The 14,652-nt window shown below is 61.8% G+C and carries 19 protein-coding genes; 7 read left to right on the top strand and 12 right to left on the bottom strand.

The features are described from left to right. Positions 1-26 precede the first annotated feature (26 nt). The 6 genes from ACFC3J_RS02490 (at position 27) to ACFC3J_RS02465 (ending at position 1,914) form a co-directional block, all read left to right on the top strand. The gene (locus tag ACFC3J_RS02490) at positions 27-230 is read left to right on the top strand and encodes a hypothetical protein (RefSeq protein WP_375194635.1); all 204 of its coding nucleotides are present in this window, start codon (positions 27-29) and stop codon (positions 228-230) included. Further along, a complete protein-coding gene (locus ACFC3J_RS02485; RefSeq protein ID WP_375194634.1) occupies positions 227-421 on the top strand; it encodes a hypothetical protein in 195 nt (64 codons plus the stop codon). Before ACFC3J_RS02490 ends, ACFC3J_RS02485 begins: the two co-directional genes overlap by 4 nt. Next, positions 418-1,014: a hypothetical protein gene (locus ACFC3J_RS02480; protein ID WP_375194633.1), complete on the top strand. Its 597-nt coding sequence runs from the start codon at positions 418-420 to the stop codon at positions 1,012-1,014. The genes ACFC3J_RS02485 and ACFC3J_RS02480 overlap by 4 nt, the downstream gene beginning before the upstream one ends. Continuing rightward, complete coding sequence (locus tag ACFC3J_RS02475) at positions 1,011-1,280, top strand: hypothetical protein (protein ID WP_375194632.1); 270 nt, start codon at positions 1,011-1,013, stop codon at positions 1,278-1,280. Before ACFC3J_RS02480 ends, ACFC3J_RS02475 begins: the two co-directional genes overlap by 4 nt. 61 nt (positions 1,281-1,341) lie before the next feature. Continuing rightward, the gene (locus tag ACFC3J_RS02470) at positions 1,342-1,704 is read left to right on the top strand and encodes a hypothetical protein (RefSeq protein ID WP_375194631.1); all 363 of its coding nucleotides are present in this window, start codon (positions 1,342-1,344) and stop codon (positions 1,702-1,704) included. Positions 1,705-1,707: 3 nt separating this feature from the next. After that, complete coding sequence (locus ACFC3J_RS02465; protein WP_375194630.1) at positions 1,708-1,914, top strand: hypothetical protein; 207 nt, start codon at positions 1,708-1,710, stop codon at positions 1,912-1,914. Here the strand turns inward: ACFC3J_RS02465 and ACFC3J_RS02460 are convergent. The 4 genes from ACFC3J_RS02460 to ACFC3J_RS02445 form a co-directional block, all read right to left on the bottom strand. Then, positions 1,911-2,897 carry a WavE lipopolysaccharide synthesis family protein gene (locus tag ACFC3J_RS02460; protein ID WP_375194629.1) on the bottom strand — a complete coding sequence of 329 codons (987 nt, stop codon included), beginning with the start codon at positions 2,895-2,897 and terminating at the stop codon, positions 1,911-1,913. The two genes, ACFC3J_RS02465 and ACFC3J_RS02460, sit on opposite strands and share 4 nt — an antisense overlap. Continuing rightward, positions 2,894-4,288, bottom strand: coding sequence for a glycosyltransferase (locus tag ACFC3J_RS02455; RefSeq protein WP_375194628.1), 1,395 nt, complete (start codon positions 4,286-4,288; stop codon positions 2,894-2,896). Before ACFC3J_RS02455 ends, ACFC3J_RS02460 begins: the two co-directional genes overlap by 4 nt. Positions 4,289-4,351: 63 nt before the next feature. Further along, positions 4,352-4,702 (bottom strand): hypothetical protein, encoded by a 351-nt coding sequence (locus ACFC3J_RS02450; protein ID WP_375194627.1) that lies wholly within the window; start codon positions 4,700-4,702, stop codon positions 4,352-4,354. A gap of 236 nt (positions 4,703-4,938) precedes the next feature. Then, positions 4,939-5,286, bottom strand: a complete 348-nt coding sequence (locus ACFC3J_RS02445) for a hypothetical protein (protein WP_375194626.1) — start codon at positions 5,284-5,286, stop codon at positions 4,939-4,941. Between the two features lie 264 nt (positions 5,287-5,550). On the opposite strand from ACFC3J_RS02445, the gene ACFC3J_RS02440 reads away from it, so the two are divergent. Beyond that, the gene (locus ACFC3J_RS02440; protein WP_375194625.1) at positions 5,551-6,207 is read left to right on the top strand and encodes an SOS response-associated peptidase; all 657 of its coding nucleotides are present in this window, start codon (positions 5,551-5,553) and stop codon (positions 6,205-6,207) included. Positions 6,208-6,271: 64 nt separating this feature from the next. On the opposite strand, the gene ACFC3J_RS02435 is transcribed toward ACFC3J_RS02440, so the two are convergent. The 8 genes from ACFC3J_RS02435 to ACFC3J_RS02400 all read right to left on the bottom strand — a co-directional run bounded on the left by ACFC3J_RS02435 (position 6,272) and on the right by ACFC3J_RS02400 (position 14,651). Next, entirely contained in the window at positions 6,272-6,649 is a 378-nt protein-coding gene (locus ACFC3J_RS02435) for a thermonuclease family protein (RefSeq protein WP_375194624.1), read from the bottom strand. Further along, positions 6,646-7,206, bottom strand: a complete 561-nt coding sequence (locus ACFC3J_RS02430) for an MT-A70 family methyltransferase (protein WP_375194623.1) — start codon at positions 7,204-7,206, stop codon at positions 6,646-6,648. The genes ACFC3J_RS02435 and ACFC3J_RS02430 overlap by 4 nt, the downstream gene beginning before the upstream one ends. Then, positions 7,203-7,670, bottom strand: coding sequence for a hypothetical protein (locus tag ACFC3J_RS02425; RefSeq protein ID WP_375194622.1), 468 nt, complete (start codon positions 7,668-7,670; stop codon positions 7,203-7,205). The genes ACFC3J_RS02430 and ACFC3J_RS02425 overlap by 4 nt, the downstream gene beginning before the upstream one ends. After that, complete coding sequence (locus ACFC3J_RS02420) at positions 7,667-8,341, bottom strand: hypothetical protein (protein ID WP_375194621.1); 675 nt, start codon at positions 8,339-8,341, stop codon at positions 7,667-7,669. Before ACFC3J_RS02420 ends, ACFC3J_RS02425 begins: the two co-directional genes overlap by 4 nt. Beyond that, complete coding sequence (locus tag ACFC3J_RS02415; RefSeq protein ID WP_375194620.1) at positions 8,341-9,156, bottom strand: PcfJ domain-containing protein; 816 nt, start codon at positions 9,154-9,156, stop codon at positions 8,341-8,343. The genes ACFC3J_RS02420 and ACFC3J_RS02415 overlap by 1 nt, the downstream gene beginning before the upstream one ends. Positions 9,157-9,481: 325 nt before the next feature. Next, positions 9,482-9,970, bottom strand: coding sequence for a methylated-DNA--[protein]-cysteine S-methyltransferase (locus tag ACFC3J_RS02410; RefSeq protein WP_375194619.1), 489 nt, complete (start codon positions 9,968-9,970; stop codon positions 9,482-9,484). A 92-nt stretch (positions 9,971-10,062) separates the two neighbouring features. Next, positions 10,063-11,469: an efflux transporter outer membrane subunit gene (locus ACFC3J_RS02405; RefSeq protein ID WP_375194618.1), complete on the bottom strand. Its 1,407-nt coding sequence runs from the start codon at positions 11,467-11,469 to the stop codon at positions 10,063-10,065. A 5-nt stretch (positions 11,470-11,474) separates the two neighbouring features. Beyond that, complete coding sequence (locus tag ACFC3J_RS02400; RefSeq protein WP_375194617.1) at positions 11,475-14,651, bottom strand: efflux RND transporter permease subunit; 3,177 nt, start codon at positions 14,649-14,651, stop codon at positions 11,475-11,477. Position 14,652 lies beyond the last annotated feature (1 nt).

The following is a 14,652-nucleotide window of genomic DNA, read 5'->3' as shown; positions in this document are numbered from 1 at the left end:
GAGAACGCCAAGGGTCGGGGGTCGACGTGACGGCTGAGATGTGGACGACGTTCGGCCAGTTTGGGCCGCTCGGTCTGATGATCGCCTATTTGGTCTGGCGTGAAACCCGGATCACCGACGCGCGGCAGCAGAATGAGAAGGAGCGCACCGAAAGCGACCGCGCTCTTGCCGCCGCACTGTCGGCGCTCACCGTCACGATCCAGCACCTGGAGCAGAGGATTGGAAAATGACGGGCGCGCCGACGCAGCAGGAGAAGATCGACGCCATCAGGGCGGTGCGTCTCGCGGCTCACGAGCTGGCGAACGTCTGCGCGGCGATCGTGGGTGGCACGCAGATGGCGGTGTCATTGCCGACCGTGGACACTCTGGGGAAAACGACGCGGGGGCTTACTCCTAAGCCGCTGAGCAAGGGAGGCGAATGATGACCACGATCAGCGATGACGATTTCGTGCGCCTGTTCCAAGAGCGGACCGGAATCACCCCGGTCGATGGCTGGGCGGGCAAAGACACGCTGGCCATGCTCGACAAGCTGGCCCCAGCGAAGGCGGCGCCCGCCAGCGACATTCCGGACGACTATTGGCCTATGCTGTCGAAGATCGAGAGTGGCGACCGGCCCTATATCAAGGCCGCAACCTCCACCGGGTCTGGCCTCTACCAGTTCATCAGATCGACATGGTTGGGTGAAGGTGGTCAGTGGGGCGCCGATCCCCAGCAGGCGTTCGGCGGCCTGAAGCCTTCGATCGAGGAGCAGACCGCCCGCGCCAAGACGTTCACCGCGAAGAATGCGGCATATCTGCGCGCCAAGGGCATCCCGATCAACAAGGCGTCACTCTATGCCGCACACTTCTTCGGGCCGCTCACCGCCGCGCAGGTAATCGGGGCTGACGTGGATGCGCGCGCCGATCTGATCGCGGGCGCCGCGGCGGCCAAGGCGAATCCGTCGATCCTGCAAGGCAAGACGGTCGGCCAGTTCCTGAAATGGCTGAACAAGAAAACCGGAGCATGGGCGCGATGAACCGTCCCCTCATCACCATCAAGCCGCCCACGGATCATTTCAGCGAAATCCTGCTGCTGACGGTCATCGCCGCGGGTGTCCTCTATGTGATGCACGGCGCGATCGAGGCGAACCATGCGGGCGAGGCGTCGGCGTACACCGCGATCCTCATGGCGATCGTGTCAGCCATCAAGGAACGCTGGACCCAGCGCAGCCTCGATCGGATGGGGCAGAGCCTAGCCAATGCGCCTGCTGTCGATCCCCCAGCGCCGGAGCCCAAACCATGATCTTCTTCTGGCTCCCCTATCTCATCAGCTTCTTCGGCTGCACCTTCGACGAGGACATAACATGATCCGCCTGATCCCGCTGGCGCTGCTCTGCGCCCTGCCCGGCTGCACGCCGGTCAACACGATCCCGCCCGCGCCTGGCGCTGTGGCCGACAAGACGACGCTCGACGAGCAAGGCGCGCTCGCGGCGGAGCTGGCCTATAAGGCGGCCCGCATCGCGATCGAGACGGGCGTCGATGCTGGGCTGATCCGTGGCGCGACCGCCGCCAAGATCGCCACCCTGGACGCGAAAGCCTATGCCGCGCTGGGGATCGTTCGGAAGGCATATGCCGCCGGGAACGCGGCCAGCTACGCGAGCGCTCTGACCACTGCCCGCGCCGCTGTCGCCGATCTCCTCACCCTCACCGGTAAGACGGGAGCCTGATCCATGAACGTCACCACCGCGCTCAACCTGCTGCAGATTATCGGCCCGATCGTCGCTCGCGCGCCCGAGTTCATCGCGCTCTACGAGGCCGCCATCGCCATGTTGAACGCCGATGACCAGGCCGTCGCGAAAGAGGCCCTGGCCGATATCCAGGCTGACAACGACGAAGGCCACGCTCGCCTGCAGGCGAAGCTGGCCGCCGCCACTTAAGACGCGAAAAACCGCGCCACCCGCTCCTTGAACTTCTTGGGCTTGCGGAACGGATAGGTCACGACCCGCAGCGGCTTCGGCAGCTTGCTCCGGGGCGCAGGTTCTCCGGGAAGGCTCTGATAGGTTTCCAGCAGCTTCGCATCGGGATTCCGCCGCATCCATTCGAAATGGAAATGGTGGTCGGTGTGATATTTCGGGAAATTCAGCGCGAACTTGCGGTCAGGCACGGAAATGATGTGCGTGGTCATGTAAAATTCCGACAGCGCGATCACCTCTTTGCGCATGTCGGCATAATGCTCGATATCGATCGGCACCTTCTTCGACAGCGCGGTCGTGAAGATATATTGCTCAGGTGTCAGGCGCGAAAATTCGCTGAACCGAAAGCGGTTGGGCTGCGAATGGTCCATGAAATATAAGGCGTCGTCGTCATCCTGAAGCGGAACGTCCCAGAGGAACAGCACATCCTCCAGCAGTCCAAAGCTGACGTGATCGGACGGGTGAAACGGTAGCGGGTGGTTCGGCAGGCGCTCCAGGATCGAGGCGGTGTTGCGCGACGAGAAATTGTTGGTCAGCACAGGCCGAGTGAAGACGTTGCGCTTGTCAGCTTTCAGAGGCTTTGCATTCTCGAAAATTTCGAGGAAGTCCGTACCTTCCAACACCATGTCTGTGCGGATTTTCAGCGCATATTTCCGTGTTGCAGCCTTAAGGCCGGCGACGGTGCAGACGATCTGCCGGTTGACGTTGCTGGGGACGAAGCTCGGCCAGACACCTTGCGCGCCGGGGTCTTCGTTCTCGATCAGCTTGTCATGCTCGACCGCATCGATCTTCTGCCCCTCCCATGTTGAAAGGATGATTTCCGCATCCGGCAGCAGTTTGCGGATCTGCCGCGACAGAGCGACCGTGATGCCCGTTCCGTGCGCGCGATCGTTCGCCCATTCGATCGGCCCCTGGACGACGACGCTGATATCCTTGCTCTGGATCATGAGTGTTTCTTCTGCTTCGGGTGGGCCTTGCGGAACTCGTATCGGATGCCCGGCTCGACAAGTCGTTCATGCAGTTCCTCCGGGAACAGCGAGAACAGATCGGTCAGCAGCAACCGCCAGGCATGAAGCTCGTCATGGCTCTGCGGCATCCCCAGCTCATAATTGATGATCTGGTCTATCTTGTAGAGCAGGACGAGGCGATAATAATCGGCGCTCGCGCCATCGAACTGCTTGAGGGCGTGTTCGATCGACAGTTTGAGGCATGCCTGCTTCTGCGACGGAAGGACCTGCCACCACTTCTCGGTGGACTGCCCGGTCCGCTCGCGGCGATAGTGGTGCAGGATCAGGTTGCAGACCGCCGGGTTCTTGGCATGCTGCATCAGCGACAGCGAGAACGGCAGATCCTCATACTGATAGACATGGCGCATGGCATTTAGCGCAGTCGGGCGCAGCTTGAGCGAGAAGAAATTCATCCAGACGGTGTGGTTGAGCCGCGCGGTTTCGCGGGCGTCCTGATCCTCGACCGGCTTGGGGAGTAGCACGTCCGCTTTCGGCTCGTAGGAAGGATATACCGGGTTCCACGCCTCGCGAGTCTTGTCGTTATAGTGGTCGAAGCCGAACAGCACCAATTCGCTGTTGAGGTTCTGCGCGGTCGTCAGCAGCTTCTCGACGGCATCCCGGTTCAGCCAGTCGTCGCCATCGATCATGACGCAGAAGTCGCCCTTGGCCTGCTGGAGGCCATAGCGGCGCGAGCCATTCATGCCGAGGTCGACATGATGCACCTCAATGCGCGGATCGAACCGCGCCATTGTCTCGGCTCGGCTTCCCGTCTCGTCCTCGGAATTGTCATTGACGACGATGATCTGGAGGTTCGGATAGGTTTGCGTCAGGCAGGAGCTTATCGCGTGGCAGATATGATATTGAATATCCTGAGCGATGATGACGATGCTGACCTTCTTGTCCTTCAACCGCTTAAGCAGGGCGGGGTCGCTCGGCTGGGCGTAGGGCTGATGGGCCAGCTTCTTGTGGTAGGGGAAAACCTGCGACGTGATCTCGCAGCCTTCGCGGCTTGAAATCTCCACGATCTCGCCCGCATCGATCCGAACCACGCTGCCTTCGCTCACCTCAAGCTGGTTGATGGTGGCGGAGCCTTTGGTGACGATCAGGAACTCGGTTCCGCGCCGGTTGAAGCGCGGCGAGATATGACCGCCAGCCGCAAGCGATTCGGTGAGCGTCTTAGCGTCCTTGGCGACATAATGAGGGCCGAAATAATCGGTCATCAGCTTCGCCAGCTTTTCCTTTACCGGGTTCTCTTCGATAAGTAGCGGCCCGCCGGCTTTTGTGTCCTCGCTGGCCGCGGCGCCGATGGCCGCCTCATTCCGAATCTGCAAGCTACTATCCCCGATTAGCGATACGGCGGGGAGAATTAGGCCATGCCCTTCTGCGCCGCAATATTAATTCCGGCGAAGAAAGGGGTCATAATCCGGGTGCCCGGCAAGATAGGTAATGGCCCCGAGTGACCTCACCTCCATCATCAGCATCTTGCGAATTTCGGGCGGGCAGGCCTGCATCGCGGCAGGGTCGCCCCGATGCCCTTCGCCGTCGCTGGCAAACATGGGAGAGCCGTCATCGCGGATAATATCGCAGCCGTTGAACTCGCAGTCCACGCATTCGCTGCCGTCAGCCAAGATGACAACGCACCGCCAGAGCAGCTTGTCGGCCAGCCTTTCGCCATCGCCGACATAGACGACCTCCATGTCATAGTCTGGTTGGCGATCGTCCGACTCGTTCAAAGATATGCTCATTGTGGGCCTTTAGCAGAAAGTATGCCGCCTTGAAGCCGTTAGGGAATGGGCCATCGGCTTGCACCCCTAATCCGGCAGATACTCCCCCAGCCTGTCGGCCTGGAAGGGATATCCTGCTTCAAGCAGCTGCCGGCATAGCTCCCATATTTCTTCAGGATCAGGCATGGGGCCGCATTGGCAGCGCTTCATCAGAGCGTTATACTCGTCCTGAAGTCCTCCATCTGCTCGATTGAATGTCATCCCAGCTTGTTCGTCGACAGGTCGGTCGCCTGCATCTCATAGGCTGACGGCAAGACCCATTTGCGCGTCCGGACAGCCTCGCCCTTCAGCTTCTCGACCAGATCATAGCGATGATCGTAGCCATGGCTCTCGCCGGGCATATAGGTGTAGACCAGCTCTGTTTCCGCGCTGCCTTGCGCGAGACTGAAAATCATCTCGTCGTGCATACCGTCGGCAAGGTCCGTCAGGTCCATTCCCAGATCGCGGCACAGGTCGGTGATGACGGCACGCGTTTCGAATTCGCCCACGCCCTGATCCAGACGGGCAGCAATTGTGTCGAAAGCGACCTTCACTTCGTCGGTCATCTCGTCCTCCTGTCAGAAGCATTGACGCGCGCGTCCCAAGCCAGCGCTCCGAGCATGAAAGGCCCGTCATCCCTATGTCCTTCGCGAATCTCTCGAAGGAACTGGCGGTTGTTGTGTCCGCGCGCCTCCAGCGCATTCGCAACCGCTTCGCGAATGTCGTCAATTCGTTCCATGTCTCAACTCCGATATGAGAACATATGAGGAACACGATCCGAGTCGGTCAAGCGCATTGACTCTCGATTGGTCGCGTCTCAGGCTAAGCCTATGTGCAATCGGGCAGAACGCGGTGACACGCAGAAGGTGCTGAACCTGTTCGGCGCCAGAAAAGGTGCGCGGTTCAACGAAGGGCCGCTTCAGACGCATCCGGCTCAGCCAGGCACCGTCATACGACTGGAGGGTGGTGAGCGGGTACTGGAGCAGATGACTTGGGGCTTCCCGGTCGCCCTTCCAAGCAAACGAGACCCAACGAAGAAGAACAAGCCGAAGCCGGTGAACAACGCCCGCTTCGACAAGCTCGGCACCTTTTGGAAGCGCTGGGCGATCAACCCGGCGAACCGATGCCTGATTCCGACCGCCCGCTACGCCGAAGCCGTGGGCGAACCGGGCCGGATGACGGAGACATGGCTATCGCTGCGTGACCAGCCGATCTTCGCCTGGGCAGGGCTCTGGTCGAACAGCGATGAGTGGGGCGCGGTTTATACCGGCGTCATGACCGACAATGCGCCAGAACTGATCGACATCCACGACCGCTCGCCGGTGATCCTAGACCTGGAAGATTGGGAGACCTGGCTGCATGCGCCGCTGGAGGATCTATATCAGTTCGACCGGCCCTACCCTGCCGAGCGCATGATCGTGGAACACACCGCCAATCCATGGTTCCGGAAGAAGGGAAGCGACCCAGCGGGACCGGCGCTGCTTTAGAAAAAGGGCCAGCAGCCTTCCGGCCGCCAGCCCTTTCCGTCTCAAGCACGTCTCAACGCGGGCATCATAACATAGGTTCTATGCTTCGCAATAACCGACAATCCGCCGCCAGCACCCCGCCATTATCCCAGCGCTCGACATAGACCGCCTGCCCGCGCCTGATCTGCTCGCAGGCGACATTCCGGCCACCAACATAGACTTGGGCAAGCGTCCGGCCATATCTGTCCTGCCCGACGCGCTGCACGCTGACCCGGCCGTCCATCATCGCCTCTAGGCTGCGCTTGCTGGCATTGCCGTCGCCGGGGACGCACACCCTGCCCTTTCGGCAACCGTGGATCTCGGGCGCGTCGATGCCGAGCAGGCGGATGCGTTCGCCATCAATGCGAAGGGTGTCGCCATCTACAACGGTTACGGCGGCGGCGAGGAGAAGAGCGGCGATCATGCGGCGAACCGGCTAGACTGATTCCCCCAGACCGTCCATCCCTCCCGCTGCTGGCGGCCGAATATGTCGATATAGGGGCCGTCCCACAGCTGCTCGATGTCGTCATAGATCTGGTCGGGCTTGCGGCTGTGTTCCCGGACTGGCGCGACGATCAGGTTCCGCACCGATTTGGACCGCTCCTTGGGGTTGCCCATCTTTCCGACGATCCAGAACTCGGCCGCGTTCCGATAGACATAGCCGGTCCCGAACGCCCACTTCTTTCCGGTGCTCGACTGCTTCGCCCATGGCCCGCCGGTGCAGAAACGATAGCCGTAATGCGCGAGCAGCTCGATCGCTTGGGGCATCATGGAGAAGACGCCCCACATCACCATGACGCTGTCCGGCATGGCGAGGTGCCCGACCGGCAGTTCCTTCAGCTGGTCGATCGTCATGCAGTCATAGTGCGCCTGCGGAGATTTCTCGTATCCCTTGGGCGTCCGCATCTCATAGGCCCAGGGCGGATCGATATGGATCACCCGCTGGCTGAACATGGGAATGTTGCCGAAGGGCCAGGTCATTTGTCCCCCGGAACATAGGGCAACAGCGCTGGCATCTCGCGCGTTTCATAGGCGTGCGCGATCTGAGGCCGCATGAACTGCCCGACCAGCTGGCCGTCGGGCAGAACGATATTCGCCATGAACTCGTCCTCGAAAATGCTGATGCCGCTCTCGACTGCCTCCAGCTTCGCCTTGATGACCAGCAGGAGCGCCCGCCAACGCGAGCGACAGGCCTGCTCCCACTGCGCCAGCGCGGCCTCGGCGGTGCGCGGCCCCTTGCTGTGGTGGGTGAACTCGGTCCGATTTTTGTCCGGCATGGTCAGCACGAATTTGACCTGCCGATCCCGCATGGTGAAGCCGACGACAGCATGATCGGCGCTCCAGCCAGAAATGAACTGCGACGCGCCGTAGCGCTCCACGATTGCCTCGATCTCGGCTTTGCTCTTGGCGCTGCTGACCGTCGTGGTTGATGCGTATTTCGTCATGCCGCGATCCTTTCGAACATGTCATATTGCGGGTCCGGCAGCAGATGATGCCACTGCTCGGCCATGGCCTCCGCGATGTTGGGATAGGTTTCCGACCGGCGCCGCGCGCGATCCGGCCCCGGCGGTTCCCGGTGACAGCGCGACCACGCCTTATGCTCCTCAGTGCCAGGCTTCGGCGGTGTCAGCATGTTGGTCGGCTTCAGGTCCGGCAGGCCGATCAGCTCCAGCCCGGTATTCTTGAAGAACGGCTCACCGAAGAAATAGGGATGCACGAACTGCGTCCGCCCGCGCCGGGTCAGCTGGATCGCATAGCGGTGCATGACCGGGTTCTCGACCACGCGGCGGGGAATCTGGTGAGCGTCGCGCAAACTGCGATAAAAGGCGGCGGCCTCCTCCAGTTCGGCCCAGCGCTCCGGGTCGCGCCCGTTTTCCTTCTTGCCGTCGATATAGAGCCACTTCACCCCGCTATTGCAGAGGATCGTGCAAGGCGGGTGCATGCATGCCAGCAAATCCCACCCCTCATTCAGATAGTCGCGGACATCACCCCGGATATGGCGGTTGCTGCCATCGTCGGCGGCTTCGATGTCGCACGACCAGGCATCATGCCCGCGGGCTTCGAAGGCGCGGCGCACGACTCCGCTGCGCTCGCAGGCGACTAGGACGCGGCCCATTATGCGACCCTCGGCTTATGCATGAGGGCGAACTTGTCAGCGGCATCACGCACGGCGGTTGACGGAATCTTGTTTCCGAATGCCTTGATCTGGACGACGCGCGAGCCGATGATCTCCACTGTCGCCATCCGCCGCAGGTCCGCGCGGATCGAATAGATATGGCACTTCCCATTCATCACCATGGGAATGTAGGTGGCGACGCAATGCCGCATCCGGCGCCCCTCCTCCATCAGCATGGAGGGAGTGGATAGCTTGAAGAATTCAAAGCCGCCCACTTCGGCATGGTCGGGCCAGTCGCTGAGGTCGATCACCGTGTCAGGACGGATGCCCACGCCAAGCCCCGCGACTGATCGGTCAGCTGCAAGCCGGTCGTGCCAAAGCTGGACCTCGTTCGCCATATGCTCGAACGACCAGCGCGACACATCAAGCGAGGGATGGAAGCCGACGAAGTCCGCAAAGTCGCCAGCCTGACCGCGTTCGCAGCGGTGTGCATGACGGGCAATCCATTGGAAGTGCAGCTTGGGCGATCGGTTCCGGATTTTCATCCTCGCCCGCCAATCCCGCAGTGATGCGAGCCAATGGCGCTGCGCCCTGCCCTTATCCGGTATCGCCTGCGAAAGAGTGGATGGATCAAGGTCCACCAGATCGCGCACGAAGGACGACATATAGGGCTGGATCGCATAGCCGGTCAGCTTGCGCAGGGGCGTGTGGATGCCTGCCGCAGCCATGACGCTGCGAAGGCGCTCACCGCGCTCGATAGGACCGCCGATACGGCTAGCAATATAGAGGCGGGCCGCGCGGCTGTTCCACTTCACGCCGAATGCGGCGGCGAGGACGGGTGCTTGCTCTAGGTAGTCGATTGCTCGCGGGTGAAGGCCTGCGATGAACTCCGCGTTACGATGCATCCCTTGGTTCGGGAAAAGCATGCGGACGCGCTCCACGACTGTCGGCTGCTCGCTCATGCCGCACCGCCAATCTGGGACCGCACCGGGTCCGCAAACTGCTCGATGTTCGCATAGTGTTCCTGCGCAATGGGCGAGGAAGACTGAGGATTTACTGCGAAATTATGGGGATGCGTTGCCCTCCGAAGGCAAAGGCCAGAGGTTCGAATCCTCTTGGGTGCGCCATTTTTGCTTTGCCTTAATCGAACAATCTTCCTTCAAGCCCAAGCAGATATTGCTTGGCTTCAAGACCGCCTGCAAAGCCGGTCAGCGCGCCGTCGGCGCCCACGACGCGATGACAGGGCGCGATGATCGAAATCGGATTGCGCCCGTTGGCAGCCCCCACGGCACGACAGGCATTGGGCTTGCCGATCTGGTTCGCCACATCGGCATAGCTGCGGGTCTCGCCAAAGGGGATGGTCAGCAAAGCCGCCCAAACCTGCTTCTGGAAATCGGTGCCATGAAAATCGAGCGGCAGGTCGAACGCCTGCCGTCGACCGGCAAAATATTCGCCTAACTGCCGATCCGCCTTTACCAGCACGGGATGATGAGGATCATCTGCGCGGGGCTCCAGCCGCACTCTGACCGGATCATCATTTTCCCACAGAACCGCCGCCAGCCCTCGCTGGCTCGCCACCAGCGTCAGTTCGCCGACGGGCGACGCCATGATCCGGCATAGGTAGTTCATGCCCACTCCTTTCCATGCTTAGATGGTCTCGACATAGGGCATGATGCGTGCCCCTGCCTCCCGCCGCTTGCGATCAAAGCAGCGGGAACGGGTCATTGGAGACCGCCGCCCATGGCACGATAGAGTTCGATCATGTTCACCGCCCGCGTCAGCCGGGTCGAGAGCAAAGTCTGTTCCGCATTGTAGAGCGTCCGCTGCGAATCCAGCGTGGTCAGGAAAGCATCCACACCCGCCCGGAAGCGCGCTTCCGACAGCCGATAGCCGACCCGTGCCGAATCCCGCAAAGATGTTTGCGCCTCCAACTGCGCCGTCATCGTCCCGCGGCGAGCCAATGCGTCCGCAACTTCGCGAAAACCGGTCTGCACGCTTTTTTCATAGGTCGCGACCATCGCGTCATAACTGGCCCGCGCATAGCGCAGATTGCCCTGATTACGCCCGAAATCAAAGATGGGAAGGCTCGCCGCGGGCGCCACCGACCAATAATCGCTGCCCGATCTGAACAGATTGGAAAGACCAAGGCTCATCGTCCCGAACGCCGCCGTCAGCGAGATTTTGGGGAAGAAAGCCGCCCGCGCCGCGCCAATATCAGCATTGGCAGCGAGCAGCTGATGCTCGGCCGCCATGATGTCCGGGCGCCGCAACAACGCTGTAGACGGCAGGTCGGCCGGCAGATTGGTCAGCGTCACATCCCCGTCCGGCATGGCGGCTGGCAAATCCTCCACCGGCAGGGCGGTTCCGGCCAGCAGGTTCAGCGCATTCTGGTCCTGCGCCACCAGCGTCGTCGCTGTGGCGATGTCGGACCGCGCCTGATCATAGCTGGTCTGAGCCTGTCGCACTTCCAGCTCCGACGCGACCCCCTTGGCGAAGCGTGCTCTGGTCAGATCAAGCGTTTGTCCAAAGGCCTTCTCCAGGTCGCGCGCGATCTTCAGCCTTTCCTGATCGGCCGCCATGGCAAGCCAGGCGTTCGCGACTTCCGCAATCAGGGCGGTCTGCGCCGCATTGCGGTTTTCGACCGAAGCGAAATATTGCTCCTGCGCTGCCTTGGTCAGATTGCGGACCCGGCCGAACAGATCAATCTCCCAGGCCGACACCCCGACCGAAGCGGCATAAGTGTCCGTCCGCCCCGAAGCCCCACCCTGTTGCGCCAGAGGCGAATCCTGATAGGTCGCGCTGCCACTGACGGCCGCGGTTGGAAATATGTCCGCGCGCTGCACCCGATATCGCGCCCGCGCCTGCTCCACATTGGCCAGCGCTACGCGCAGGTCGCGATTATTGCCGAGCGCCGTTTCAATCACTCGCACGAGACGCGGATCGACGAAAAAGTCCCTCCAGGCCGTGTCCGCGGGAATAATCGCCTGTCCTTCCCTCGCGGCATAGGCCGCGCCTTGCGGGCTGGCCTCCGGCACCGGCAGCGCGGGCCGCACATATTTGGGCGCCATGTCGCAGGCGGCCAGTGTCAGAGCCAGAGCGGCCGCCGGGAGTAGCTTCAGTTTCTGCATTGTCCTCATGCCTCCTGCGGTGCCGACGGCGCGCCGCCTTCATGTCCTGTCTCTTCCTTGCCGTGATGTTCGCGGAACAGCCGCTTCACCACGGTGAAGAAGACGGGCACGAAGAAAATGGCGAGGACGGTGGCCGACAGCATGCCGCCAACCACGGCCCAGCCGATGGCGTTCTGGCCACCAGCGCCGGCCCCCTTGGCCACCGCCAGCGGCAGCACGCCGAAGACGAAGGCGAAGCTGGTCATCAGGATGGGCCGCAGGCGCAATCTGCCAGCCTCCAGCGCGGCCCGGGCAGGCGACAGGCCTTCGCGCATCTTTTCCTCGGCGAATTCGACGATCAGGATCGCATTTTTGGCCGAAACGCCGATGGTCGTGATCAGGCCCACCTGCAAATAAATGTCGTTGTTGAGGCCCACGAGAGCCGCTGCAATCACTGCGCCAAAGACGCCCAGCGGCACCACCAGCATGACCGCGATCGGCACCGACCAGCTCTCATACAGGGCGGCAAGGCACAGGAACACGATCAGCATCGAGAGCGCGTAAAGCGCAGGCGCCTGCCCGCCCGAGGTTTTCTCCTCATAGGAAATGCCGTTCCATTCATAGCCGACCCCGGCGGGCAGCTTGGCGGCCAGTTCCTCCATCGCCTTCATCGCACTGCCGGTCGACACGCCCGGCGCAGGGGCGCCCATGATCTGCATCGACGGCACGCCGTTGAACCGCTCCAGCTTGGCCGGGCCATAGGTCCACTCCGTGGTCGCGAAGGAGGAAATGGGCGCCATCACGCCGCTGCTGCCCCGCACATGCAACGCGCCGATCGATTCCGGCTTCGTCCGGAAGGGCGCGTCCGCCTGCACAAAGACGCGCTTTACCCGGTCACGGTCGATGAAGTCGTTGACATAGCTGCTCCCCATGGCCGTCGCGATAGTGTCGTTGATGTCGGCCTGAGCGATGCCCAGCGCGCCTGCCGCCGCATGATCGACGTTCAGCTTGAGCTGCGGCGTATCCTCCAGACCGTTGGGGCGTACCTGCGCCAGCCGCTTGTCGGCCATCGCCATGCCCAACAGCTGGTTGCGCGCCTCCAGCATCTTTTCATGTCCCAGGTTGCCGCGGTCCACGAGTTGGAAGTCGAAGCCGGTCGCATTGCCCAGTTCCTGAACGGACGGCGGCACGAAGGCGATCGCCATGCCGGACGAAATCTTGCGGAAAGCCGCGTTGGCCCGCTGAGCGATCGCGGCCACGCCATTGTCCCTGCCCTTGCGTTCCGACCAGTCCTTCATGCGCGCGAAGACGATACCGACATTCTGCCCCTGTCCCACGAAACCGAAACCGGAAATGGTGAAGACGGCGGCGACGTTCTTCTTCTCGTCCACCAGATAATGATCGCGCACCTTCGCGAGCGTCCGCTCCGTTTCCTCGATGGTAGATCCGGTCGGCAGGGATACCTGATTGATGACGATCCCCTGATCCTCGTCGGGCAGGAAACCGCCCGGCAGGCGCAGGAAGATCAGCCCCATGCCCAGAGCGATCAGCGCATAGAGCAGCATGGTCCGCCCCCAGCGGCGCTCCACCTTTTCCACCGTCCTGCCATAGCGAACGACATTGCGGTCGAAAGTAGTGTTGAACCAGTCGAAGAAGCGGCCGAAGCGCGAGCCGAAAAAGCCCGTCCAGATGTGGCTGTGCCCCTTGGGCTGCAAGATGGTCGCGCACAGCGCCGGGGTCAGGATCAGTGCGACCAGCACTGACAGCACCATCGACGACACGATGGTTATGGAAAACTGGCGGAAGATCACACCGGTCGACCCGCCGAAAAAGGCCATGGGCAGGAACACAGCCGACAGCACAAGGCCGATGCCGATCAGCGCGCCGCTGATCTCGTCCATCGACTTTTTCGCCGCTTCCTTGGGACTAAGCCCCTCTTCCTGAATGATGCGCTCGACATTTTCGACCACCACGATCGCGTCGTCGACCAGCAGACCGATGGCCAGCACCATGCCGAACAGGGTCAGCGTGTTGATGGTGAAGCCCGCCGCATAGAGGATCGCCAGCGACCCCAGCAACACCACCGGCACGGCAATGGTCGGGATCAGCGTGGCGCGCCAGTTCTGGAGGAACAGGAACATCACGACGAAGACCAGCAGCACCGCTTCGAACAGCGTGTGAATCACCTGATCGACCGACAGCTTCACAAATGTCGAATTGTCGACCGGGAAGTCATATTTGACCCAGCCCGGAAAGGCCCGGGAAAGATCGTTGATGCGGCTTTTCACAGCCTCGACAGTGTCGAGCGCGTTGGCGCCGGGCGCCAGCTTGATGCCGAAACCGGCGGCCGGATGCCCGTTGAACTTAGCCCCGAAGCTGTAGCTTTCCGCGCCCAGCTCCACCCGCGCCACATCGGACAGGTGGACGACAGAGCCATCATTGTTGTTGCGCAGCATGATCTGGCGGAACTGTTCCGGGTTTTTCAGGCGGGACTGCGCAGTCACCGTGGCGTTCAGCGCCTGCCCCCCGGGTGAAGGCGTGCCGCCGATCTGGCCTGCGGAAACCTGCGCATTCTGTGCCCGGATCGCGGCTTTCACATCGCCCGTCGTGATGCCCAGATTGGCCATTTTGTAGGGATCGAGCCATATGCGCATCGCATATTGTGCGCCCAGAAGCTGGGTATCGCCCACGCCATTGACGCGGCTGATCGGGTCCTGAAGCGTCGAGGCGACGAAATCGCCCGCATCCTGCTGATCGTGAATGCCGTCATCGGCATAGACCGCCATCACCATCAGGAATGTCGCGGTCGACTTGGTAACGCGCAGTCCCTGCTGCTGCACTTCCTGCGGCAGCAGGGGCGTCGCCTGTGCCAGCTTGTTTTGCACCTGCACCTGCGCGATGTCGGCGTCGGTGCCCTGCTCGAAAGTCAGCGTTATGGTCAGATTACCGGCGGAATCGCTACTCGACGAAAAATAGCGGAGATGGTCGATGCCCTTGAGCTGCTGCTCGATGATCTGGGTCGTCGTGCTTTCCAGCGTTTCGGCATTGGCGCCGGGATAGCTGGTGGAAATCGTCACCGCGGGCGGCGCGATCTCGGGAAATTGCGCGACCGCCAGCGAACGCATCGCCAGCAGACCCGCCAGCATGATGACGATGGCAATGACCCATGCGAAGATGGGCCTGTCTATGAAATAGCGGGCCATG

This window comes from Sphingobium sp., assembly GCF_041987595.1.
GTDB lineage: Bacteria > Pseudomonadota > Alphaproteobacteria > Sphingomonadales > Sphingomonadaceae > Sphingobium.
This window is presented reverse-complemented; position numbering and strand designations above follow the sequence as displayed.